This window comes from Pseudomonas sp. DR208, from assembly GCF_019823005.1.
Lineage (GTDB): Bacteria > Pseudomonadota > Gammaproteobacteria > Pseudomonadales > Pseudomonadaceae > Aquipseudomonas > Aquipseudomonas extremorientalis.
Genome location: NZ_CP081944.1, coordinates 2,519,573 through 2,542,069 on the forward strand (window position 1 = coordinate 2,519,573; position 22,497 = coordinate 2,542,069).

The window sequence follows — 22,497 nt, forward strand, 5'->3', positions numbered from 1 at the left end:
CACGACAGGGCTGCTGTCATCAGTATCAAACGGGTTGGACCCAAGGGTTTCATGAGCGCTCCACAGTCAAGGGTGTTGCAGGGGGGCGAAGGCCGCCAGCAAGGCGTCCAGGTTCGAACTCAGCAGGGCCTCGTAGCCGATGCTTGCATCGGCGCCGGTGTCCAGGAGCACCAGGCGTGCGCCACCGTCTTCGATGGCCTTGGCGATCCTGGCGTCCGGCGCCCACTTGTGCACGACGACGCGAATGTCACGCTCGCGCAGGTAGCGGGTCAGCGCAGCACAGTCAGCGTCGCTCCAATCGATGTCCTGCCGTACGAACCAGCCGTCGACATAAATGCCGAACTCGCCGAACAGGTAGATGAATTCGTCGGCCAACGACAGCACGCGCAGGTCCGGCACCGCCAGCAGCCGGGCGCCGTAGTCGGCCTTCAGTCGGCGCAAGCGGCTGTCGAGTGCGGTGAGGTTGCGCTCTATGCGTGGCGCGTCGACGGGAGACAAGCGTTCCAGGTCGGACGCGATCAGCGCCGACATGCGCATGGCGTTGACGGGGCCGAGCCAGGCATAGGGTGACAGGCCGTCGTCGGCCACTTGCGCGCCCGCCCAGGGCACGTCGTTTGGCGGCACGCGGGCCACGGCCACGCCGGGCTTGATGGCGTCCCAGGAATGTGACGCGTCGATCTCGACGATCCGCAGGTTGTGGCGACGGGCCGCGGCATACAAAGGATCGGCACGCCACAGGCTGCTCAAGGTGACCACCGCCGTCGCCTGCTCGAACACACTGGCGTCCAGGCGTGACAGCGCATTGGCCTGGCTTTGCAGGGACACCGCCGCATCGGGCGGCACACGCACCACCTCAAGGCGAGTGCCGTCGCCGAGTGCCGAGGTGAGTGCATACAGCGCCGGCAACGCCACCAGCACCTGGTCCGCCTGGGCCAGCAACGGGCTGCCCAGCAGTACCGCCAACAGCGCCAGTCTTGGGCGGCACGTAGCATTCAGCCATTTCATACGCTGGCCCCTCTGAACCGGGCCGTGGTCGCCCGAATGACGGTGGTGACGACGAACACCAGTGCCGCAACGATCACGATGGCGCCGCCCGTGGGCACGGGAATGTGGAACTGCATCGGCGCCAGGATGCCGACCACGCAGGAAAACGTCGCGATCAACACGGCGCGGGTTACCAGTGCCGGCAGTGAATGGCTGATGTTGCGGGCCGCCGCTGCCGGTATCAGCAACAGCGCTTCGACGAGCACGGCGCCGATGATTTTCAGGCAGGCCACTGTGACCAGGGTGACCAGCACCACGAACAGGTAGTCGACGCTGCGCACCCGCACGCCGCGCGCATGGGCCAGGCTTGGGTTGAGGCTGGCCAGCAGCATGCCGTTGTACAGCGGCAGCCCGATCAGCGCGCAGATCGCGGTGACTACCAGCAACACGTTCATGTCGGTGTGGTCCACCGCCAGGATGGAGCCGAACAGCACGCTCTCCATCACATGGGTGTTGATCTTCGCCGATACGAACAGCAGCAGCGAGGCGCCCATTGCCAGCGAGATCGACAGGAACACGCCGATCAGCGTGTCATTGGCCAGCGTGGTGCGATGCTGGGTGTACTTGAGCGTCAGGGCGAACAGCAGGCAGAAGCCGAACATCGAAAAGTAAGGCGAGGTGTAGGACTCGCCGATCAGCACGCCAATGGCCACGCCGGTCATCGCTGCGTTGCCCACCGATTGGCTGAAGAACGCCATGCGCTTGATCATTACCATCGAGCCGAGCACGCCCAGCAGCGGCCCGATCAGCACCGCGCAGAGCAATGCGTTGATCACGAACTCGTACTCGAAGGGTTGCGGCAGCACGCCCGTCGCAGCGAGCGCCTGGAGGTGCTCGCGAATGAAGTCGTACAGCGCGTTCATCGCACGTTCTCCCATTGGGCGGGGCTGCCATGGAACGACACCCGTTGATTGATCACCGTGACCGATTGCGCAACGCGCCTCACTTGTTCCAGGTCGTGGTTGATCCACAGGATGGTGACGCCTCGGTCGTGCAGTTCGGCGACCAACGCCTCCACCAGGCGCACGCCGGGTTCATCGATGCCGGCGGTCGGCTCGTCGAGGATCAACAGCCAAGGCACCGGGCTGATCGCCTGGGCCAGCAACACACGCTGGCGCTGGCCTCCGGACAGACTGCCGAAGGGTTTCGCGCCCATCGCCGCCACGCCGGTACGCGCGAGGGCCGCAGCCCTGAGTGCCTTGGCTGCGCGGCTGGAACCCAGGAAGGCCGGTCGGCGTTGGCCGAGCAAGGCCATCACGTCGTTGACGGTCATCGGCACATTGCGGTCGAAGTCCAGCAACTGCGGGACATAGCCCAGTGGCGTGGTGATCTCGCCCTCCAGCCGTACCGACCCCGAATGCGGCATCTGGCCCAGCAGTGTGCGCACCAGTGAAGTCTTGCCGCCGCCGTTGGGGCCGACCAGGCAATGCAGGGCGCCGGCCTCGACCCGGAAACTCACGGCATCGAGCACCCGGGTGCCGCCCAGTTGCAGGGACACGTTGTCAAACACGATGGCAGGTCCATGCATCACGGGGTGCTCCTGGCTGGCTGGGTGAACTCAATGGCCTGGGCCAGGGTCTCGAGGTTCTCGGCCATGGCCACCTCGAACTCGTCCGCGCTATAGGCGTTGCCGGTGATGTGCGACAGCGCGAAGACCTTCACGCCGGTGGCGGCTTCGATCGGCTTGGCCAGGTCGAGGGAGAAGTTCTTCTCGGCAAACAGTACGCGCACGTTGGCGCGCTTGATGGCCTCGATGGTGTTGGCCAACTGGCGTGCCGTCGGGGCCACGCCATGGCGTGGTTCAATCACCGCGCTGACGAACAGGCCGAACTCCTGCATCAGGTAGTCGTAGCCGGCATGGGTGGTCGCGCAGCGGAACGCCGACAGGTCCAGCGCGGCGAAGCGGGTCATGAAGCGCGCGCGCAACTCGCGGATCCGCGCGGCATACGCCAGGGCGTTGTGGCGGTACGTCGCTGCGTTGTCCGGGTCCAGTTCGCCCAGCCGGCGGGCGATCTCGAACACCTGCTGGATCGCCGCGGTGGTGGACACGAACGTGTGCGGGTTGACCACCTTGACCCCGCTCTGGTCGCCCGCGATGGGAATCAGGGCCACCGATGCATTGGCCTGGATGATCGGCAACGTCGCCGTGCGCCCGGCGGCCTTTACGATCTGGAAAGCCCATTCATCGTGGCCGATGCCGTTGGCCACCAGTACATCCAGGTTCATCGCCCGGGTGATGTCGTCGGGTTGCGGCTGGTAGTTGTGCGGGTTCGCCTCGGGCGGGATCAGCGCAATGACCTGCGCCCGGTCACCGACGATGTTCGCCACGAAACTGTAGTAGGGGTGGAGCGTGACGCCGATCCTGAGCGGTTTGCCCGAGGCGGTTGCGGTGCCTGCGAGTGCAACCACAGGCATCAGCATCAACAGCGCAAGGCATCTGCGCCACCGTGACGGGCGTTGGGTAGCGGTAGTCATGGCTGGGTTCCTTTGACACGTTCGACTTCGCTGGTGCCGTCGTATGGAATGACCTGGCGCCAGCCATCGCCGACCAGCGACTCGGGCTTGACGATGCCAGGGTAGGGCGCGTTCGGGTCGGGATGGACCCAGATCGTCGCCTGGTTGGCCCACATCACACCGGCGTGGGCGTGACCGATGACCAGCAGGTAGGCGCTCTGGCCCGTGGCGCGGCCGCCAGCGCCGTAGTACACCGTGGCACCCTGGCCCTGGGTGGCTTGCGACACCTGGTTGGCGCTCGGGTCCGCCGGTGCATGGGCGTCGCCGGAAAGCCCGTGGGCCTGGTGGGTACCCGGCAAAATCAACTGCCATTGCACCTCGCCATGGGTCTTCCAGAAACCATCGCGGTAGAAGGGCGGCAACAGCAGCTTTTGCGCATGCTCCAAGGTGATCCAGCCGCCAGTGTCGTTGTTGAACCAGATGATTTCCTCGCCGGCCGGCAACAGCGCGCTATGGATCGCCTGGTCGACTGCGCCCAGACCGTCGAAGGAGCGCACCTGCCAGCTCAAGGGGATGGGCGGGCCGGCTTTCTGCGGGCGCAGGGCCACATAGCCGGCCACGCCGGCGATCACGGCCAGGGTCGCCAGCAGCAGTGCCAGCGACTCCCAGCGCCCGGAGCGCGGGCGCACCACCGTGATTGCATCGCTCAGGCTGGCCATCAGAGAAACGCAATCCAGCGGCCGAGGAAAATCACCCCTGCCCACAGCGCCAGTGAACTGAAACCCGCCACGCGTGCCTGGCTGGGCGGCGGTAGCGTGGTGTCCCATTCGCCGATGCGGCGAAAGGCGCCCAGGTGGAACACCCCCATGTTCAGCCCGGCCAGCACCAGCAGGCCCATCTTCCACAGGAACGCAGTGTTCTGCACATAGGTCGTGCCATTGGCGCAGAACATCAGCAGGCCGGTCATCACGCACACCACGAACGCGACCCAGGTGTAGGGCAGCAGATCCTGGATCAGCTTCAGCGCACTGCGCCGATGGGAGGCCACGCCCAGCAGGCGCAGGTCCACCACGGCGATGGTGCCGTAGACGATGGCGATGCCGATCACATGCACCGATTCAAGCAATGGGAAGACCGAGCCCGACTCACGGATGAACGCGGCGACGGGAGTGTCCTGGAGGGTTTGCAGCAGCAGTTGGATGTCCATGGCGAGTACCTCAAGGCTTGGGTTGAAAACGCTTAGATCGTGTAGGCGATCCAGCGACCGCAAATGATCACCGCGCACCACAGGCCGATCGACAGCCAGGCCAGTGCCTTGATGGGGCGCGTTTCGCGCTCATCGGGGGCTCGCAGCAGTGGGCGCCGCAGGAGTAACGTCAGGGTGAACGCCGTCACCACCAGGACCATCTTCAGCCAGAACGTGGTGTTGACGAGTACCCGGTCGGGCTCGGCGATGATCATGATCAGCCCGGTGAAGAGCAGGACCATGAGGGCGTTGCGCATCCACGGGTAGTAGCGGCGCACCACACCCCGCAAGGGCTCGTCCGTGGCGAGCACCCCGGCCAGGCGCAGGTCGCTGACCAGCGCCGAGCCGAACAGCACGGTGATGGCGATGATATGAATGCTCTGGACCGTGGGGATGACCCAGAGGACGTCGCGGATGGCGGTGCTCAAGGGCGTCGCATAGAGCCAGGCAATGATGAGTGACGATGACATCGGCGTACCTTCCTCGTGGGGTTAGAAGTCTTGGGGCGTGGCGATCGGGCGCAGGCCCGCCGCATCGTCTGGAAGCAGGTAGCCTTCCTTGACCGACTGGGCCTTGGCCTCTTCGAATTTCTGGGCGTAGCGGTTGAAGTTTCCATAGCGCCGGCCAAGCACGTCCTTCGCATAAGGCACCTTGGTGTCGTAGATCAGCCCGCAGCCGGTCTCCTGGTCGGTGAGGTAAGTCGCGCTGGGCACCTGCACCCACGGCGGGCGCACGCCGCCCAGCAGGTTGCCGGTGGAGGGCGCGCGCGCAGCGGCTTTGCCGTCACGCACCACCCGGGACGCACGGGGCATGGGGGTGCCCTCGCGCACCCATTGATCCATGCGCTCGAGCAGCGCCGACACCACCAGTTCCACCGGTTCGTCGTACAGCGTCTGGCAACGTGGGTCGTCGCCCTTGCCGACATCGGCGGCGAACCGTTCGGTATGCTGCGTGCCGAGATCGGCCAGGCGCAGGTGGGGCATGCCGGTGACTTCGTAGTAGCGCACCTGCGGGCTGTCGGTGTCCGGCGGCAGGGGGATGCCTTCGAGCACGTCATGCATCAGTTCGGACTGGCTGTAGACGGTCACGAACGGCACGCCCTCGGGCATCCGGCGTGGCAGCCGGATCACGTCGCCACCGACTTCGCCATAGGCCATGCGGCCGGTCATGTAGGCATCGATCAGTGGTGTGTCGTCGGGCATGCGCCATTGCTGGTGGCGGCCCTGGTCGAGGTAGTCCATCCAGACCTGGGCGGTCACCGCCCAGCTGTTCACATACACGCGCTGTACGGCGAAGCCGGCCAGTGGGCCTTGTGTCGCCGGGGTCTTGAGCAGCAACGCGAGTTGCGCGCCGATGCCCTGGGATTGCGGCACGAACGGGTCGGGCGCGTTGCCCCGGGTGAAACGTTGCGGGTCGTAATAGGTACCCAGCGGCGCGTACCGTGCGAAGTCGAAGCGGCGCATGAACTCGAAGTTCACGATCCGCCCGTACTGGGTAATCCCATCGGCCTCGGCCGCCGGGGTGTCCGCGATGAACTTCGGATCAACGGCCGGCTGGTTGAGGTTCAGGGTGTACCCGACAAACGCATAGCCGCGCCGCAGCAGGTAGTCACGGGTCAGGATCCAGCCGGCACCGCGCTCGCCGAACCAACTGAACGGCTCGATCACCACGGTGCCGTTGAACCGCGCCGGGTCCGTTGGCTTACGCACCAGGATGCGCGTGGTGTAAGGGGCCTCCAGCAGGGTTTGACCCGCGGCGGTAATGGCCGGGGCGACGCCTTGCAGGTAAAACTCTTCCTCGGTGTAGCCGTACCTGTCGAGGTCGCTGTATTCGGTGCCGGGATGCCTGGCCGACGACAGCGGCAACTGGCCCGACGGCGGGATGGCAATCGCCGTGGGCATGCGTGGCACTTCTGCCCACGCGTTTGCCGTGAGGGCCAGCGATAGCAGCATGCCGCCGAGGATTATCGAGCGTTCCATGCGGTCAACCTCACTCAAGGCTGAGGGACGCCTTGCCCTCGCTGTCGATCACGATCTGGTTGTTTTCGCAGACGTACTCCTGGATGGCGTAGCTGGAGCGTTTGTACTCGAAGGTGAAGCGATAGGGCGTGGCAAGCACCTGCGGGTCTTCGATCAGCACCTGGTCTTCCAGGCGGTCCGGCCCGCGCAGGCGGATGCGTTCGGTGATCTTCATGTCCGGGCCATGGGGCACGTCATAGAACCGCACATCCGTACGCACCCGCTGGGTCTCCACCACCAGGGTGTCGCCTTCCCAGTGCCCACGGGAATGGCCCTGGTAGAGCGGGTCGAGCTTTTCCTTGGGCGGCATGGCCTGGTTCAAGCGGATGCGGCGGACCTGTTGCAGGTACTCGCCGAGCACGATCACGTCCTGGTCGTCGTGGATGATCTGGATCGGGAACAGCGCCGCCATCAGTGTCGGCATGCCCTCGGGCAGGCACCGTGAGCTGGTGGTGGCCAGCGGCGTCCCGGCTTCGTTGGCCGCCGCCTGTTTCTTCTTGAGTGCGGCGTATTCGGCGGCGTAGGGCGCCTTGAGGTCCATCGGCCCGCCCGGGTGCACAGGGTCGTCCGGGTTCTCGCCGAACCAGTCGTCCGGGGTTCTTTCCCAGGTGCCGCTGATGTCGGGGCGGTGTTTATTCGGTGTTGTCGCGGCGTTGCCGATGCCGGCGCAGGTCACAAGGACCACGGCCAGGGCGAGCAAGGTTTGTGTCGGTTTCATGGGGTGTCTCCACGCGGCGGATCGATGCAGTTCGGATGTCGTGGCGCAGGGCAGGGGCGATCTATCCGCCGCCCGAGAGCACCACGTCGCCGATCTTGATCTCGACAAGGAGCCCGCCGGGTTCACCGTTTTTCAGGGGCTTGAAGGACACCTCGGCGATGTCGCCGGCCTTGATCGAGTCCGCGCTCCAGCCGGTGCGTTGCAAGGCGTTGACGCTGCCGGTCTCGATCTTGTAGCGCTGGGGCGGCGGCCCGTCGGCATCGAGGTAAAGGGTGATGTGGGGGTTGGTCCAGGCGAAGCGCTCCACCACGCCCTTGACCGTGACCGTGCGGGTCTGGTCGAACAAGGCGAACGAATGGTGGGCGGTGGCGACCGACGACAGCACGCTGCAGGCAGTGAGAGTCAGCAGACACAGCGCCTGACGGAACAGCGGGGAGGGGGATGAAACGCTCATGACGGGTGCCTCGGTTTTTTTATGGTTCTTATGGGCCCAGCATAGGGGGATGGCGTTCTCGGGCCGTAGCCCAAAACGGCAACCAATGAGGGAGGAGGGGGGAATGTTTTGAGCAGCCCCGCACATGCTGATTTGGGTTAACGCCTGCACGCCGCAATCGGAACACTCGTGTCTCGCCTCATAAATATAAAAACAGGAGAGACGTCATGCGCACCCCCCCCTATGCCCCCCTGCTTTCGCTGGTTGCACTCTGTGCCTTCGAGCCGCAGGCCCACGCCTACACGCTCTATAACGAAGACGACGGCGGCACGCTGTTGAACGCGGAACTGGGCGCCGGCTTTGGCTGGTTCGGCAGCACCCGCAACTACCTCGGCGACCCGCAGAAGGCGCCCGGCAGCATGCGTTGGCAGGAAGGCTATGCCAAATATGGCCTCAACGGCTCGACGGACAAGCTCATCGCCGGGTCGGTCTACGGCGGGTTCAGCCTGCTCAGCTCCGGCACCTGGGGCGATGGCGACACCGGTGCGATCACTGCCGGCAACGAGCGCCGCACCGCGGTGGAAGATGCCTTCCTGGGCTGGCGCTCAGGTGACCTGGTGCCCGCCCTGGGCCAGGACGGCGTCGACTTTTCCTTCGGCCGCCAGCTGGTGACGGTGGACGGTTTCCTGATCACCGACGATGGCTTCAACCCCGGCAATGCCTTCAGCCCCATCGAGGGTGTGCGTGACGGGCGCTTCAACCGTGGCGGCGCGTTCTACCTGGGCCAGCGCCTGGCGTTCGGCAACACGGCGGTGCTCAAGTTGGGTGGCAAGGATGGCCTTCACGGCAGCCTGATCTGGCTGAAATCGGATAACCCCGGACAGTCCAAGACCGAAGTGGCGGCGGCCACGGTTGACTACACCACACCCCTCGGCTCCATCGGCTCTACCTACGTTCGCGGCCTGGATGTGGAGGAGCGCTACGCCTTCGGTGATCGGCTCGAGCGCAAGGGCATGAACATCTACAGCCTGCGCGGGCAGGGCAATGCCGGGATCGAGAATGCCGACTTTGCCTTCGAAGTGGCGCGCCAGGAAAAGCGTTCCGGCTCGCAGCGGGCGATGTTCTTCGACGCGGGCTATACCTTCGCCGACGTCAAATGGCAGCCGACCGTGAGTTATCGCTATTCGCGTTATTCCGAAGGCTGGGATTTCCTGTTCCAGGGTGGCTACCGCAAACGCTACCAAGGTGAGATAGCGACGAATTACGCCGGTTCCGTGACCTCGAACATGCGGATCAACGATGTGCTGCTCTCCGTCCGGCCCACCGATACATTGACCCTCAATGCGATGGCCTTCGATTACCACCAGCTTTCCCGCAAGCAGGAGCGGGATTTCAGCGCCCGCGAGGTCGACCTGTTCCTGGACTGGATGGTGACGGATAACATCACGCTGTCACCGCTGATCGGCTTCTACAAACCCGAGAAGTGGTTGGGCAATGGCGGTCTGCAAAGTGGCAGTGCGTCGACCAACACCTACATGCAGTTCATTGTCTGGGTGATGTTCTAGAAGGGAAGGGCGTCGGCGCCTGGCGCCGACGCCTGGTTGTTTCAGAGCATGCGGCGCAGCACGTCGTTGCGCGGGTCTTTGTCGTAGAAGCGGTGCTTGAGCGCCCCTGCGATGTGCAACACGATCAGCACCAGCAGGGTATAGGCGAGTGTTTTGTGCAGCCATTGGAACACCACGAACCAGTCGTCATTCTTCGGCAACAACTCGGGCAGGTTGACCCCGAAAAAGAACACACCGTCGCTCATGGTGAAGGTGCTCGACATGGAGTAGCCCATCAGCGGCACGATCACCAACAGCGCATACATCGCACGTTGGGTCAGTCGGGATAACACCTGTTCGTAGCGTTCCAGGGTTTGCAGCGGTTGCGGAATATTCGGAGTGCGCGAGCGCACGGCGATCTGTGTCAACACCAGCAGGAACGCCAGCACCCCAAAGGATTTGTGCCAGGGGTAATAGAGCTCGAATTTGCTCGCCACTTCATCATTCATACCGGTCATGTGCCAGCCGGCCCACAGCAGGCCGACGACGAGCACAGCGCGCACCCAGTGCAGCAGGCGCAGGGATGTTGGATAACGATCGATTATGGTTGGGTTTTCTGGGTTCATCACGGTCTCTCCAACGATCATCAAAAATGCACCGTTGAGTGAGCCACCCTGGCGATATCGAGGGTGGCTCGCTCAGTGCGCTGGCTCAGCCGGGCATCAGTACGGTGATCACCTTCTCTTCGGTGTAGGCCAGCGCGCCACTGAAGCCGCCTTCACGTCCGATTCCGCTGGTCTTGACGCCGCCCCAGGGCAGGTTGGCGTCCAGCGGGCTCCAGCAGTTGATGCCCACCGCGCCGGCTTTCATCGCTGCGGCGACACGGTGCGCACGCACCAGGTCGGTGGTCCACACCGTGGCGGCGAGGCCATAGGTGGAGTCGTTGGCCAGCGCGATGGCCTCGTCTTCCGTGTCGAAGGGGATCAGCGTGCCCACCGGGCCGAAGATCTCGTCCTGGGCAATCGCCATGTCGTTGCGGGCGTTGGCGAAGATCGTCGGGCGCACGAACCAGCCGCGTGCAGGGGTGGACACGCCGCCGGCCAGCAGCGTAGCGCCCTGGTCGATGCCCAGCTGGATGTAGCGGTTGACGCGATCGAACTGCGCTTTCTTGGCCACTGGCCCCATCTGTACGCCGGGCTGGCGCGGGTCGCCCACGTTGACCGCCTGGGCCGCTTCGGCCAGCGCCGCGCCGAAGCGCTCGGCGAGGCTGCGCTGGACGAGGATGCGCGAACCGGCCGCACACACCTGGCCCTGGTTGGCGAACAGGCCAAGGGCACAACCGCGCAAGGCGTCATCGAAGGAGGCGTCGTCGAAGACAATCTGCGGGCTCTTGCCGCCCAGTTCCAGGGCCACGCGCTTGAACAGCACGCCGGCAGTGCGCTGGATCTCGCGGCCGGCCTCGGGGCTGCCGGTGAAGCTGATCTTGGCGACGTGTGGGTGTTCGCACAGGGCGCGGCCCACTTCGGCGCCGTAGCCTGTGACCACGTTGATCACACCGTCCGGGAAACCCGCTTCCTGCGCCAGCGCCGCCAGGTGCAGGGCCGACTGCGGGGTCTCTTCCGATGGCTTGACCACCACGGTGCAGCCTGCCGCCAGCAACGCGGCGAGCTTCCAGACCGTGATCATCAATGGCGAGTTCCACGGCACGATAGCGCCGACCACCCCCACCGGCTCACGTACGGTGTACGAGAGGGTGCGGGTGCCGAAGTAGCCGCCGGTGGGGATGGTGCGTCCTTCGAGCTGGTTGGCCCAGCCGGCGGCGGCGCGCAGGTGGGCGATCGCATTGGGCAGGTCCATGCGGCGCGGCTCGATGGGGGAGCGGCCGATGGCGTTGGCGTCCAGGTCGGCGAGCCGTTCGCTGTCGCGCTCTACCAGATCCGCCAGTTTCGACAGCAGCCGGCCACGCTGGGCGCCGTCGAGTTGGCTCCAGGCGCCGCGTTCGAGTTGCTCGAGCGCAGCACCCACGGCGCGGTTGACGTCGTCGGCCGTGCCGCGTGCCGAACGGGCGTAGACCTGTTCCGTGACCGGATCGATAAGGTCGATGCGGCGTCCATCGGAGGCTTCAAGCGACGCGCCGGCGATGAAGTGATTCAAGTGTTCAGTCATGTTGCGCTCCATGAGTCATGCCTTGAGGGCGGCCAGGGCGTCGCCGAAGATGTCCAGTGCCTTGAAGAACAGCGAACGGGAGATGGTCAGCGACGGCATCACGCGCATCACGTTGCTGTAGCGACCGCAGGGAATCATCAGCACGCCGTGGTTGAGCAGGTAGCCCATGAGCTGGCCGATCTTTTCACCCGCCAGGGGCGCCTTGGTGACTGGGTCTTCGACCAATTCGATACCGATCATCAGGCCGCGCCCGCGCACTTCGCCGACCAGTGGGCTGTTGAAGCCGCGAATGTAGGCCTGGGCTTCCAGGCCCAGCGCATGGGCACGGTTGAGCAGGTCCAGTTCAGGGTCCTGCAGGATGCTGATGTTGGTCAGCGCCACGGCCGCCGACAGCGAGTTGGCGGCGAACGTGTTGGGCATCGAGCCATCGGGAATCTTTGCCGCCAGGTCCGAGCGCATGATCAGGCCGGCCATCGGCAGATCGCTGCCGATGCCTTTGCCGAAGGTGAGCATGTCCGGTTTCACGCCCGAGTGTTCCACCGCCCACATCTTGCCGGTGCGCCCGGCGCCGGATTGCACTTCATCGACGATCAGCAAGGTGCCGCTGCGGTCGCAGGCCTTGCGCAGCAGTTGCAGGAACTCCGGCGAAGGCGGCACGTAGCCGCCTTCGCCCTGTACCGGTTCCACGATCACTGCGGCCACATCATCGGCGGCGGTGTAGGGCGTGTTCAGCAGGTAGTCCACGTAGTCGCCGGCGATCTGCTCGGCGCTCTTGTGGGTGGTGTCGAACGGGAAACGGTAGGCATACGGGTAGGGCGCGTGAATCACACCGCCCATCTGCGCGCCGTAGCCTTTGCGGTAGGCTGTGCCGGTGGTCAGCGCGCCCGATGCGTTCCACACGCCGTGGTAGCCGCCGTGGAAAGCAATGATCTGGTGCCGCCCGGTGATGCGCTTGGCGAACTTGATCGCGGCTTCCAGTGCATCGCTGCCGCTTTGGGTGAAAAAGGTGATGCAGTCACCACGCAAGCCGTCCGGCGCGATCTCGGACATCTTGGCGGCCAGCTCGGTGCGCCGGGTGCTGTTGATTTCCAGGGCATGCATCAGCACTTCGGACTGTTCGCGGATGGCCTGCACCACTTTGGGGTGGCAACGGCCCACGCTGCTGACGCCGACGCCAGCGGACAGGTCAATGTAGGTATTGCCGTCCGGGTCCTTGAAGGTTGCGCCGAACGCACGGTCCATGGCCACCGGCATGCGCCCGCCGCCACGGGCCATCGACTCGGTGCGCGCCGACAACGCCAGGGCTTCGCTGGCCTTGGGGCCGGGCAGGGCGCTGGAGAGGATGCGCGGGGCATCCGCGAAGTGCAGGGATTCTAGTGTGGCTTCACTCATGACGGTCTCTCTGACAGGTCGATTTACGTGTGCCGATCATCTCCGGTGCGCGTTCCTGACCGGTATCCCGAATCGGCACCTATACACGTGCCTGCTCCAGCCCGCCGGCTATCCCACAAACGATTTGCAGGACGTGTGCTATGTGCGACTATCGAGCGCAGCGGCGATCAAAAAACAAGAATTTCTGGCAGAGGCTTGCGACTCCATGAAAAATCAGACGATCAGCCATTTTCGCGATATCCATGTGCATGCAGCCACCGTCCAGCAGTGGAGCCAGGACTACAGCCAGCTGACCGCCGGCTCCGCCGAAAGCACACTGATGCAGCTGACGACCGCCGGCTGCCACTTGTTCCTCGAACAGATCAACCAGCGTGTGGTGCAGAACGGCGTGGCCCCTCGGGGCAAGATGTGCTTCGCGGTGCCGATCAACGTGCCCGGTTCGATCCGCATGCAGGGGCGCGACGTGGACGACAGCAGCCTGTTCTTCCTGCACGGTGGCGAGGAGTTCATGTTCCACATGCCGATGGGCATGGAGCTGCTGTCCATCACCTTCGAGCGTGAGCTGTTCGAGCAGGCGCTGGAGCAGACCGCGTCGGCGAAGGAACTCAACCAGCTGCTGCGCCAGCCGGTGATCAAGGTGTCGCCCCAGCGTTTCGCCCAGGCGCGCCGCCGATTGCTCGCGTTGTTCTCCCAGGCCCTGGCCGACGATGACCTCGACAGCACGCGCGATCGGGAGCGAGAGATGGTGCTGGAACAGGCGATGCTCGGTGAGCTGCTGCAACTGATGACCGATCCGGCCTGTGACAAGCAGCAGCGCAGCCCCAGCTCTACGCGCAGTTTCATTGTCGAGAAATGCCACCGCCTGACCACCACGGAAATGATCAACGTGCCCAGCGTGATCGAGTTGTGCCAGCGGCTCCAGGTGAGTCGGCGCACCGTGCAGAACAGCTTCCGTGCGGTGGCCGAAACCACGCCGCTGAACTACCTGCGCTCGGTGCGGCTCAACGGCGTGCGCCGGGCCTTGATGTCGACCCGTGCCTGCGACCTCTCCATCGGCGATGCCGCTGCCCAGTGGGGTTTTTACCACCTGAGCCATTTTGCCGCGGAGTACCAGGAACTGTTCGCCGAGCTGCCGTCCCAGACGGCCCGCGCCGCCATCAGCGGTTTTGCGCGCGGCTGAGCCTTCACCGATTTTGAACGACCTGAGAGCACCTTCGCTGCTTGCGCAAGGTGAGGACGTGCGTGACCGATTTGGGCTACCGCGACGTTCGTTGGCAGGCATAGGATCGATTCCAGCGTGCAACAACAACGATAAGCGACTCGGTGACGGTGAGCGGTTGACTGCGCCGATCCAACAGCGACTGCCTCATACAATAAGGTCAACAACATGAGCGTATCTCTCCCGGTCAACCCTTCCACGGAACTCAAGCGTGGCGCCCTGGGCGTGGGTTTCATCATTTTCTTTGTGGTGTCGGCGGCGAGCCCGTTGAGCGTGATCGCCGGTGGCTTTCCGATTGGCATCATGCTTGGCAACGGCGCCGGTACCCCGGCATTGCTGATCCTGGCCCTGCTGGTGCTGCTGGCGTTCTCGGTGGGTTACACCACCATGTCCAAGCACCTGACCAATGCAGGCGGCTTTTATGCCTTTACCTCCCGTGGCCTGGGTGGCTTGGCCGGCGGGGCGGCGGGGGTGCTGGCGATGTTTGCCTACAACATCCTGCAGGTCGGCTTGTATGGCATGTTCGGCGGGGTGGTCAGCGGCACCATGGCCAGTGTGTTCGGCCTGGAGTTGCCGTGGTGGGCTTACTCGCTGCTGGCGATGGCCAGCGTGGCGATACTGGGCTATCGCAAGATCGACCTGTCGGCGCGGGTGTTGTCGGTGGTGGTGATTGCCGAGTACCTGGCGATCCTGATCCTGGATTTCGCGATCCTCAGGTCAGGCGGTGACAGTGGCGTCAACCTGGCGTCGTTCAGCAGCCATCACGTATTCAGCGGCACGCCGTCCATTGGCCTGCTGTTCTGCTTCGCGGCGTTCATCGGCTTCGAGGCCACGACCATCTACGGCGAAGAGGCGAAGAACCCGCAACGCACCATTCCGATTGCCACCTACTGTTCGGTGCTGCTGATCGGCGGGTTCTACGCGTTGTCGGTGTGGTCGATGGTGGTGGGCGTCGGCGCGGACAAGATCGTGCCGCTGTTGCAGTCCTTGCAGGACCCGACGACCTTTATCTACGGCATGTCCGACCATTTTGTCGGCCCGCACCTGACCCAGGTCATCCGCGTGCTGTTCATGGTGAGTATCTACGCCGGGCTGCTGGCGTTCCACAACGCCGCCGCGCGTTACTTCTATGCGATTGGCCGCGATGGGTTGCTGCACAGCCTGCTGGGCACCACCCATCGCGTGCACCAGAGCCCGCACATGGGCTCGGCCTTGCAAAGCCTGATTTCTGCAGTGGTGGTGCTTATTTTTGCTGCGATGGATGCCGACCCGATCCTGCAATTGTTCGCCTGGCTGTCGAACCTGGCCACGTTGTGCGTGATCTTGCTGATGGCGCTGACTTCCGTCGCGGTGTTGGCGTTCTTCCGGCGCCATCCCGAACTCAAGGTGGGGATCTGGCGTGCACGGATTTTCCCCGGTTTCTCCTGCCTGGCCCTGTTCGCAGTGCTGGCGCTGGCGGTGGTGCACTTCGATGTGCTGACCGGGGCCAGCCAGCTCCTGTCCTATGGCCTCTGCGCAATCATTCCCCTGGCCCTGCTGGGCGGTGTGTACCTGGCGGCCCGCTTGCGCAAGGCGTCGCCGGAACGCTTCCGGGCGTTGGGCAGCCACAAGCTCTAAGGCGTGCCCTGCGGCTGGCTCCTCCCCCGTCAAACCCGGAAATGGCCCACCAGCTGCTGCTGGTGACTGGCCATTTCGCGCAGTGCATCACTGGCCTTCGAGGCCTCGTGCATGCGCTGGCTGAGGGTTTCGCTGATGCCTCGGATATCGCTGACCCGGTGGCTGATGTCGTCCACCACTGTGCTTTGCTCCAGGGCCGCGCTGGCAATCTGTTGGTTCATCTGTTCGATCACGTCCACGGCCTGGGAAATATCCGCCAGCGCGGCGCGGGTCTGTTGCACCTGGACCACGCTGCCGCTGGCTTGATCACGGCTCAGTTGGGTGCTGTGCACCACGTCCTCACTCAGCTGTTGCAGCGTTTCGATCACCGTGCGTACCTGTTCCACCGAGCGTTGGGTGTTGCTCGCCAAGTGCCTGACCTCATCGGCCACCACCGCGAAACCCCGCCCTTGCTCGCCGGCCCGGGCGGCCTCGATGGCGGCGTTCAACGCCAGCAGGTTGGTCTGCTGCGCAATGCTGCTGATGACATCCAGCACCTGGCCGATCTGGCGGCTGCTGTCGGCGAGGGCGGTGACGTGCTGGAGGGTGGCGTCCAGGCGCTGATCGAGGGCCTCGATGCTGCGCTCGGCTGTGGCGAACACCGCCTGGCCTGATCGGCTCGCGCTTTCGGCGGCGGTGGCGGCATCGGCGGCGCTGTGGGAGTGGCGCGCCACCTCCTGGGCACTGGCGCTCATTTCATGCAGGGCGGTGGCCGCCAACTCCACTTCGCGGTACTGGCGTTGCATGCCGGTGCTGACGTCGCGGGCAACCCCCGAGGAGGTGTCGGCGCTGTCGCGGGTGTCGCGGGCGGCGGTTTGAATGGCGCGAATCATCGGTTGCAAGGTGTCCAGGAAGCGGTTGAAGCCACCGGCCAGCCTGCCCAGTTCGTCGCGCCGCCCGGCGGGCAAGCGTTGGGTGAGGTCGCCGTCGCCTTCGACGATGGCATCCAGCAATTCGACCATCTTGAGCAGTGGGCGTGTCACGCCGTAGGCGGTCACCCAGATCAGCAGCATACCCAGGCCGCTGGCGAGCAGGCCCAGGCCAAGGTTGAAACCGTTGGCGGCGCGGCTTTTGCTGTCCAGCTCGCGTTGCATCTGCCGGGCGGGGGCCTGCACCAGGGCTTGCGGCACTTTGATTTGCAGGTGCCAGCCGGGGTTGCCGTCCACCACCTGCAGGGGCTGGCGGATATCGACAGTGTCCCCCGCGACGGCGCCGCTGCGTCCTGCGATCTGGCCGGCGGGCGACAGGATGCTGACTTCGCCGGCGCCCGAATACAAATCCTGGCCCAACTGGGCGGCGAGCTTTTGCAGGGTGTCGAGGCTGACGTCCATGCCGACCACGCCGAGTACCTGGCCGTTGGCGATCAGCGGCACGGAAATACTGCTCATCAGTACATCGCGGCCTTCCACTTGGCTGGTGTAGGGCTCCACCACGCAGGTGCGCCGTTGCGTCTGGGGGCAGCGGTACCAATCGGTGTCCGGGTCGGCGCCGGGGAGCGCATGGTTGGCGGTGATCTGTTCTTCGGTCAGCACATCCTGCACCAGCTGCCCCGGCAGGCTCTGTGACCAGTACAACGCAAAGCGCCCGGTTTCATTGCCGGCCAGGGCGCGTTGCCCGACAAACTCGGCGTCTGCGCCGGCCAGCGCGCCAGGCAACAGCACCACGTACAGGCCGAGCACGTGCTGCTGTTTGAGCAGGGCCTGGCGGGTCACGCTGACCAGCGCTTCGCGCAATTGCGCGGCGCTGAGGCGGCCCTCGAGAGTTTGCTCGCGCAGTTGCAGGACCTGCTCGGCGAACCCTTCGCCTACCAGGGCGCTGTCATTGAAAAAGCGCTCCACGTGTTGGCCATGGGCAACGGCCTGGGCCTGCAGGCGCGCCTCGGCGGCTTGCCCCAGCAGGTGACTGCTCTGCTGCTTGAGCAGATCGGCGCTCTGTTGATTCTGGTACAGGCCGGCACCGATCAGCGCGCCGACCACCACCAGCAGGCACAGCCCGCTCAGCAGGGTGATGCGCCATTGGAGGGTGAGGTGAATTGAACGCATGGCTGAGGTTCCTACGCAAGGCATCCGGGAGAAGGGCGGGGTGACGCGAGCATGCGGCGGGACGCGATAAGCGGCTATCCCGAATCGGCAAACGCTGTGGGCACGCCATGGGTGGCTTGACCTGTTTTGGGGCGGCGCTTCGGATGCTACCGATTTGGGATAGCGAGCGGCTCAGGGGCGGGCATAGGATCAAATTCAGCGTGCAACCAAAACAACAACGCCAGAGGGCACCGATGCCGTTTGATCGGGCCCAATCCAACAGCGACTGCCTCATACAATAAGGTCAACAACATGAGCGTATCTCTCCCGGTCAACAGCTCCACGGAGCTCAAGCGTGGCGCCCTGGGCGTGGGCTTCATCATTTTCTTTGTGGTGTCGGCGGCGAGCCCGTTGAGCGTGATCGCCGGTGGCTTTCCGATTGGCATCATGCTTGGCAACGGCGCCGGTACCCCGGCATTGCTGATCCTGGCCCTGCTGGTGCTGCTGGCGTTCTCGGTGGGTTACACCACCATGTCCAAGCACCTGACCAATGCAGGCGGCTTTTATGCCTTTACCTCCCGTGGCCTGGGTGGCTTGGCCGGCGGGGCGGCGGGGGTGCTGGCGATGTTTGCCTACAACATCCTGCAGGTCGGCTTGTATGGCATGTTCGGCGGGGTGGTCAGCGGCACCATGGCCAGTGTGTTCGGCCTGGAGTTGCCGTGGTGGGCGTACTCGCTGCTGGCGATGGCCAGCGTGGCGATACTGGGCTATCGCAAGATCGACCTGTCGGCGCGGGTGTTGTCGGTGGTGGTGATTGCCGAGTACCTGGCGATCCTGATCCTGGATTTCGCGATCCTCAGGTCAGGCGGTGACAGTGGCGTCAACCTGGCGTCGTTCAGCAGCCATCACGTATTCAGCGGCACGCCGTCCATTGGCCTGCTGTTCTGCTTCGCGGCGTTCATCGGCTTCGAGGCCACGACCATCTACGGCGAAGAGGCGAAGAACCCGCAACGCACCATTCCGATTGCCACCTACTGTTCGGTGCTGCTGATCGGCGGGTTCTACGCGTTGTCGGTGTGGTCGATGGTGGTGGGCGTCGGCGCGGACAAGATCGTGCCGCTGTTGCAGTCCTTGCAGGACCCGACGACCTTTATCTACGGCATGTCCGACCATTTTGTCGGCCCGCACCTGACCCAGGTCATCCGCGTGCTGTTCATGGTGAGTATCTACGCCGGGCTGCTGGCGTTCCACAACGCCGCCGCGCGTTACTTCTATGCGATTGGCCGCGATGGGTTGCTGCACAGCCTGCTGGGCACCACCCATCGCGTGCACCAGAGCCCGCACATGGGCTCGGCCTTGCAGAGCCTGATCGCGGCAGTGGTGGTGCTGATTTTCGCCGCCATGGATGCCGATCCGATCCTGCAACTGTTCGCCTGGCTGTCCAATCTGGCGACCCTGTGCGTCATCCTGCTGATGGCGCTGACGTCGGTGGCGGTGTGCGTGTACTTCCAGCGTCATCCCGAACTGGACGTCGGGCTCTGGCGTGGGCGTATCCTCCCCGTTTTCTCCAGCCTGGCCCTGGTGTCGGTGCTGGTGCTGGCGGTGGTGCACTTCGACGTGCTGACCGGGGCCAGCAAGCTCCTGTCCTATGGCCTGTGCGCGATCATCCCCGTAGCCCTGATCATCGGGGTTTACCTCGCCGCACGCTTGCGCAAACTCTCGCCGCAGCGCTTCCACGCGTTGGGCAGCCACAAGCTCTGAGCCACACCCGATCATCCAGATAAAACCGGCCTGCCGTCCTTCGGCCAGGCCCGCCAGCGTGTGAAAGGAAGGTTGCAAATGCACAACTACAAGATGCTTATCAACGGGGCCCTGGTGGCCGGTGAGCAGGGGCGGTTCGAGGTGGTCAACCCGGCCACCGGGGCGGTGTTCGCTCACTGCCCGGCAGGTTCTTTGGGGCAACTCGACCAGGCGGTGCAGGCCGCGCAGGCGGCGTTCAAAAGCTGGCGCCACAGCAGCCACGCCGACCGCAGCGCACGCCTGCTGGCGATTGCGGCGGATATCGAACGGGAGGCCGATGCACTGGCCCGGCTGATCGTGCAGGAACAAGGCAAACCGCTGGAACTGGCGTTTTCCGAAGTCATGGGCGCGGCCGCCTGGACCCGCTACGCGGCGGGGCAAGACATTGCCGTGGAGCTGGTGGAAGACACCCCCACCCAACGCATCGAGTTGCACCGCAAACCCTTGGGCGTAGTGGCCTCGATCACGCCGTGGAACTGGCCGTTCATGATCGCCGTGTGGCACATCATGCCGGCATTGCGGGCCGGTAATTGCGTGATCAGCAAACCGTCGAGCCTGACGCCGCTGAGCACCCTGGGCCTGATCGATATCATCGCCCGCCATGTGCCCCACGGCGTGATCAATTGCGTGACGGGCGAGCAAGGCTTCGGCAGCGCAATCACGGCGCATCCAGGCATCCAGAAGATTGTCTTCACCGGCTCCACCGCCACCGGGCAAAGCGTGATGCGCGGCGCTGCCAGTAACCTCAAGCGCCTGACCCTGGAGCTGGGCGGCAACGACGCGGGCATCATCCTGCCGGGCACGCCGGTGCAAGAGGTGGCCGAGGCGATCTTCCAGGCGGCGTTTCTCAACATGGGGCAGACCTGCGCCGCCCTCAAGCGCCTGTATATCCACGAGTCGCAATACCAGGCCTTCGCCGAGGCGCTGACGCAGATCGCGGCGCGCCAGGTGGTGGGGGATGGCCTGGAGGCGGGGGTAACCTTCGGTCCGGTGCAGAACCTGGAACAGCTGGCGCTGGTGGAAGCCCTGGTCGACGACGCACGGGCCAACGGCGGGCGGGTGCTGTGCGGCGGCGCACGCCTGGATCACCCCGGTTTTTTCTACCCGCCCACCCTGGTGGCCGACGTCACCGACGGTCAGCGCCTGGTCGATGAAGAACAGTTCGGCCCCGTGCTACCGCTGATCGCCTACCGCGACGTGGAAGACGTGCTGCGGCGCGCCAATGCCGGTGACATGGGCCTGGGTGGCTCGGTGTGGGGGCCGGATGTCGAACAGGCCCAGCTCCTGGCCAGCCGCCTGGAGAGTGGGGTGGCGTGGGTCAACTGCCATGCGCAGATCCAGCCGAACACGCCGTTTGGCGGCAGCAAGATGTCCGGGTTTGGCGTCGAGTTCGGCCTGGAAGGCCTGCTGGAGTTCACCGGTCAGCAATTGCTGTTTGTTCGCAAGCCACCACAAGGAGCCTGAGCCATGCACCCTCCACTTATCGGCTCCGCGCTGGCGTGCACCCTGGTGCTTTGCGCCTTCCCGTCCGCGCATGCCTATGAGCTGTACAGCGATGACAGTCGTCACCTCAACGCCGACATGACCGCGGTGTTCGGGCAATTCAACAGCCGCAAGAACTACGACGGCACGCCCGGCGGTTCTACCTGGCGCGAGGGTTTTATCAAGTATGGCTTGAGTGGCGACCAGGCCCTCGCCGGCAACGGCACCGCGTACGGTGCCTTTGCACTGCTCAGTTCCGCTACCTGGGGCGATGGCGACCCGGCAGGCAACACCCTGGGCACCGAGCGCACCACCAAGATTGAAGACGCGTACCTCGGCTGGCGGTCCGACGATCTGTTCCCGGCGCTGGGCAAGAACGGCGTGGATATTTCCGCTGGGCGCCAGGTGGTCAAGCTGGGTCGTGGGTTCCTGATCAACGATGACGGGCCGAACCTGGGCAAGGGCCCCGCCGATGGCAAGCTGAACCGCGGGGGGGCGTTCTACCTGGCGGCGCGGCATGCGTTCGACCAGACCGCGTATGTGCGCCTGGGTGGGCAGGACGGCCTGCATGGCAGCCTGCTGTGGTTGAAGTCCGACAACCGCGCCCAGGCTGAAACCGAACTGGCCGCCGGTACGCTGGACTACACCGCCCAGCCGGGGACGATCGGGCTGACCTGGATCCACGGCATCAACGTGAACGATCAATGGGCCAGTGACTTCCAGCGCCAGCGCAAGGGCATGAATGTCTACAGCGTGCGCGGTGAGGGCGATGCGGGCGTCAAGAACGTCAGCCTGGCATTCGAGTACGCCTGGCAGGACAAGGACGCCGGCCCGCAAAACGCCTGGTACGGCGAGGCAGGCTATACCTTTGCCGATAGCGCCTGGTCGCCCAAACTCACGTACCGTTATGCGCGCTACTCACAGAAGTGGGACTCGTTGTTCACCGGCCAGAGCCTGGGGTACGGCACCTGGCTGCAAGGCGAAGTCGCCAGCAACTACTCGGGGCCGTTCAACAGCAATACACGGGTCCAGCATGTCGGGTTGAAGGCGACCCCGCTGGAAACCCTGACCCTGGGTGCGCTGTTCTTCGATTTCGACACCGTGCGCAAGCGCGATGCAATCAACCTCAATGCCCGGGAACTGGACCTGTATGCCGAATGGGCGGTCAACCCGCACCTGATCGTCACCCCGCTGGTCGGCCTGTACAAGCCCGAGAAGGACGCGACCACGGGCGGTAATCAGGTGGGGGGCAATGGCACCAATGTGTACAGCCAGGTGACCGTGGCCGTACCGTTCTGAGCATG

20 protein-coding genes and 1 pseudogene are annotated in these 22,497 nt (G+C 64.7%); 6 read left to right on the forward strand and 15 right to left on the reverse strand.

Annotated elements, in window-relative coordinates:
* Positions 1–66 precede the first annotated feature (66 nt).
* The 10 genes from K5K89_RS11430 to K5K89_RS11475 form a co-directional block, all read right to left on the reverse strand.
* A complete protein-coding gene (locus tag K5K89_RS11430) occupies positions 67–1,005 on the reverse strand; it encodes a metal ABC transporter solute-binding protein, Zn/Mn family (RefSeq protein WP_261401100.1) in 939 nt (312 codons plus the stop codon).
* Positions 1,002–1,907, reverse strand: coding sequence for a metal ABC transporter permease (locus K5K89_RS11435; protein WP_092249810.1), 906 nt, complete (start codon positions 1,905–1,907; stop codon positions 1,002–1,004). Before K5K89_RS11435 ends, K5K89_RS11430 begins: the two co-directional genes overlap by 4 nt.
* The gene (locus tag K5K89_RS11440; RefSeq protein WP_222541425.1) at positions 1,904–2,572 is read right to left on the reverse strand and encodes a metal ABC transporter ATP-binding protein; all 669 of its coding nucleotides are present in this window, start codon (positions 2,570–2,572) and stop codon (positions 1,904–1,906) included. Before K5K89_RS11440 ends, K5K89_RS11435 begins: the two co-directional genes overlap by 4 nt.
* The gene (locus K5K89_RS11445) at positions 2,572–3,519 is read right to left on the reverse strand and encodes a metal ABC transporter solute-binding protein, Zn/Mn family (protein WP_222541426.1); all 948 of its coding nucleotides are present in this window, start codon (positions 3,517–3,519) and stop codon (positions 2,572–2,574) included. Before K5K89_RS11445 ends, K5K89_RS11440 begins: the two co-directional genes overlap by 1 nt.
* The gene (locus K5K89_RS11450; RefSeq protein WP_071489622.1) at positions 3,516–4,217 is read right to left on the reverse strand and encodes a DUF6162 family protein; all 702 of its coding nucleotides are present in this window, start codon (positions 4,215–4,217) and stop codon (positions 3,516–3,518) included. The genes K5K89_RS11445 and K5K89_RS11450 overlap by 4 nt, the downstream gene beginning before the upstream one ends.
* Positions 4,217–4,705, reverse strand: coding sequence for a DUF6644 family protein (locus K5K89_RS11455; RefSeq protein ID WP_222541427.1), 489 nt, complete (start codon positions 4,703–4,705; stop codon positions 4,217–4,219). The genes K5K89_RS11450 and K5K89_RS11455 overlap by 1 nt, the downstream gene beginning before the upstream one ends.
* 32 nt (positions 4,706–4,737) lie before the next feature.
* Positions 4,738–5,214 (reverse strand): DUF6644 family protein, encoded by a 477-nt coding sequence (locus K5K89_RS11460; RefSeq protein ID WP_092249822.1) that lies wholly within the window; start codon positions 5,212–5,214, stop codon positions 4,738–4,740.
* A gap of 21 nt (positions 5,215–5,235) precedes the next feature.
* Complete coding sequence (locus K5K89_RS11465; RefSeq protein ID WP_222541428.1) at positions 5,236–6,723, reverse strand: alpha/beta hydrolase domain-containing protein; 1,488 nt, start codon at positions 6,721–6,723, stop codon at positions 5,236–5,238.
* A gap of 10 nt (positions 6,724–6,733) precedes the next feature.
* Positions 6,734–7,480 carry a hypothetical protein gene (locus K5K89_RS11470; protein WP_222541429.1) on the reverse strand — a complete coding sequence of 249 codons (747 nt, stop codon included), beginning with the start codon at positions 7,478–7,480 and terminating at the stop codon, positions 6,734–6,736.
* A gap of 61 nt (positions 7,481–7,541) precedes the next feature.
* Positions 7,542–7,934 carry a DUF6152 family protein gene (locus K5K89_RS11475; RefSeq protein WP_071489618.1) on the reverse strand — a complete coding sequence of 131 codons (393 nt, stop codon included), beginning with the start codon at positions 7,932–7,934 and terminating at the stop codon, positions 7,542–7,544.
* A 206-nt stretch (positions 7,935–8,140) separates the two neighbouring features.
* Here K5K89_RS11475 and K5K89_RS11480 point away from each other — a divergent pair, with 206 nt between their 5' ends.
* Complete coding sequence (locus tag K5K89_RS11480) at positions 8,141–9,478, forward strand: alginate export family protein (protein WP_222541430.1); 1,338 nt, start codon at positions 8,141–8,143, stop codon at positions 9,476–9,478.
* A 41-nt stretch (positions 9,479–9,519) separates the two neighbouring features.
* Here the strand turns inward: K5K89_RS11480 and K5K89_RS11485 are convergent, their stop codons facing one another.
* From K5K89_RS11485 to K5K89_RS11495, 3 genes are all read right to left on the reverse strand, one after another.
* Entirely contained in the window at positions 9,520–10,083 is a 564-nt protein-coding gene (locus K5K89_RS11485; protein WP_222541431.1) for a cytochrome b, read from the reverse strand.
* Positions 10,084–10,168: 85 nt separating this feature from the next.
* Entirely contained in the window at positions 10,169–11,623 is a 1,455-nt protein-coding gene (locus K5K89_RS11490) for an aldehyde dehydrogenase family protein (protein WP_222541432.1), read from the reverse strand.
* Between the two features lie 15 nt (positions 11,624–11,638).
* Positions 11,639–13,015 (reverse strand): aspartate aminotransferase family protein, encoded by a 1,377-nt coding sequence (locus tag K5K89_RS11495; RefSeq protein ID WP_071489615.1) that lies wholly within the window; start codon positions 13,013–13,015, stop codon positions 11,639–11,641.
* A 205-nt stretch (positions 13,016–13,220) separates the two neighbouring features.
* Here K5K89_RS11495 and K5K89_RS11500 point away from each other — a divergent pair, with 205 nt between their 5' ends.
* Both K5K89_RS11500 and K5K89_RS11505 read left to right on the forward strand, forming a co-directional pair.
* Positions 13,221–14,195: a helix-turn-helix domain-containing protein gene (locus K5K89_RS11500; protein ID WP_222541433.1), complete on the forward strand. Its 975-nt coding sequence runs from the start codon at positions 13,221–13,223 to the stop codon at positions 14,193–14,195.
* Positions 14,196–14,402: 207 nt separating this feature from the next.
* The gene (locus K5K89_RS11505; RefSeq protein WP_222541434.1) at positions 14,403–15,851 is read left to right on the forward strand and encodes an APC family permease; all 1,449 of its coding nucleotides are present in this window, start codon (positions 14,403–14,405) and stop codon (positions 15,849–15,851) included.
* A 29-nt stretch (positions 15,852–15,880) separates the two neighbouring features.
* Here the strand turns inward: K5K89_RS11505 and K5K89_RS28950 are convergent, their stop codons facing one another.
* Complete coding sequence (locus K5K89_RS28950; RefSeq protein WP_409996327.1) at positions 15,881–16,723, reverse strand: methyl-accepting chemotaxis protein; 843 nt, start codon at positions 16,721–16,723, stop codon at positions 15,881–15,883.
* A gap of 15 nt (positions 16,724–16,738) precedes the next feature.
* Positions 16,739–17,956, reverse strand: a pseudogene (locus K5K89_RS28955) (HAMP domain-containing protein); the annotation flags it as partial.
* Between the two features lie 267 nt (positions 17,957–18,223).
* On the opposite strand from K5K89_RS28955, the gene K5K89_RS11515 reads away from it, so the two are divergent.
* The 3 genes from K5K89_RS11515 (at position 18,224) to K5K89_RS11525 (ending at position 22,492) form a co-directional block, all read left to right on the forward strand.
* Positions 18,224–19,672 carry an APC family permease gene (locus tag K5K89_RS11515; protein ID WP_083351569.1) on the forward strand — a complete coding sequence of 483 codons (1,449 nt, stop codon included), beginning with the start codon at positions 18,224–18,226 and terminating at the stop codon, positions 19,670–19,672.
* Between the two features lie 78 nt (positions 19,673–19,750).
* Entirely contained in the window at positions 19,751–21,175 is a 1,425-nt protein-coding gene (locus K5K89_RS11520; protein ID WP_222541436.1) for an aldehyde dehydrogenase family protein, read from the forward strand.
* Positions 21,176–21,178: 3 nt separating this feature from the next.
* Complete coding sequence (locus K5K89_RS11525) at positions 21,179–22,492, forward strand: hypothetical protein (RefSeq protein ID WP_173668603.1); 1,314 nt, start codon at positions 21,179–21,181, stop codon at positions 22,490–22,492.
* Positions 22,493–22,497: the final 5 nt, after the last annotated feature.

What these genes read in the sequence shown, in the direction of transcription:
- K5K89_RS11480 (WP_222541430.1), top strand. Translation starts at nt 8,141, where the DNA reads ATGCGCACCCCCCCCTATGCCCCCCTGCTTTCGCTGGTTGCACTCTGT.
- K5K89_RS11460 (WP_092249822.1), bottom strand. Translation starts at nt 5,214, where the DNA reads ATGTCATCGTCACTCATCATTGCCTGGCTCTATGCGACGCCCTTGAGC.
- K5K89_RS11505 (WP_222541434.1), top strand. Translation starts at nt 14,403, where the DNA reads ATGAGCGTATCTCTCCCGGTCAACCCTTCCACGGAACTCAAGCGTGGC.
- K5K89_RS11450 (WP_071489622.1), bottom strand. Translation starts at nt 4,217, where the DNA reads ATGGCCAGCCTGAGCGATGCAATCACGGTGGTGCGCCCGCGCTCCGGG.
- K5K89_RS11455 (WP_222541427.1), bottom strand. Translation starts at nt 4,705, where the DNA reads ATGGACATCCAACTGCTGCTGCAAACCCTCCAGGACACTCCCGTCGCC.
- K5K89_RS11445 (WP_222541426.1), bottom strand. Translation starts at nt 3,519, where the DNA reads ATGACTACCGCTACCCAACGCCCGTCACGGTGGCGCAGATGCCTTGCG.
- K5K89_RS11525 (WP_173668603.1), top strand. Translation starts at nt 21,179, where the DNA reads ATGCACCCTCCACTTATCGGCTCCGCGCTGGCGTGCACCCTGGTGCTT.
- K5K89_RS11500 (WP_222541433.1), top strand. Translation starts at nt 13,221, where the DNA reads ATGAAAAATCAGACGATCAGCCATTTTCGCGATATCCATGTGCATGCA.
- K5K89_RS11470 (WP_222541429.1), bottom strand. Translation starts at nt 7,480, where the DNA reads ATGAAACCGACACAAACCTTGCTCGCCCTGGCCGTGGTCCTTGTGACC.
- K5K89_RS11465 (WP_222541428.1), bottom strand. Translation starts at nt 6,723, where the DNA reads ATGGAACGCTCGATAATCCTCGGCGGCATGCTGCTATCGCTGGCCCTC.
- K5K89_RS28950 (WP_409996327.1), bottom strand. Translation starts at nt 16,723, where the DNA reads ATGATTCGCGCCATTCAAACCGCCGCCCGCGACACCCGCGACAGCGCC.
- K5K89_RS11475 (WP_071489618.1), bottom strand. Translation starts at nt 7,934, where the DNA reads ATGAGCGTTTCATCCCCCTCCCCGCTGTTCCGTCAGGCGCTGTGTCTG.
- K5K89_RS11435 (WP_092249810.1), bottom strand. Translation starts at nt 1,907, where the DNA reads ATGAACGCGCTGTACGACTTCATTCGCGAGCACCTCCAGGCGCTCGCT.
- K5K89_RS11440 (WP_222541425.1), bottom strand. Translation starts at nt 2,572, where the DNA reads ATGCATGGACCTGCCATCGTGTTTGACAACGTGTCCCTGCAACTGGGC.
- K5K89_RS11490 (WP_222541432.1), bottom strand. Translation starts at nt 11,623, where the DNA reads ATGACTGAACACTTGAATCACTTCATCGCCGGCGCGTCGCTTGAAGCC.
- K5K89_RS11515 (WP_083351569.1), top strand. Translation starts at nt 18,224, where the DNA reads ATGAGCGTATCTCTCCCGGTCAACAGCTCCACGGAGCTCAAGCGTGGC.
- K5K89_RS11495 (WP_071489615.1), bottom strand. Translation starts at nt 13,015, where the DNA reads ATGAGTGAAGCCACACTAGAATCCCTGCACTTCGCGGATGCCCCGCGC.
- K5K89_RS11430 (WP_261401100.1), bottom strand. Translation starts at nt 1,005, where the DNA reads ATGAAATGGCTGAATGCTACGTGCCGCCCAAGACTGGCGCTGTTGGCG.
- K5K89_RS11520 (WP_222541436.1), top strand. Translation starts at nt 19,751, where the DNA reads ATGCACAACTACAAGATGCTTATCAACGGGGCCCTGGTGGCCGGTGAG.
- K5K89_RS11485 (WP_222541431.1), bottom strand. Translation starts at nt 10,083, where the DNA reads ATGAACCCAGAAAACCCAACCATAATCGATCGTTATCCAACATCCCTG.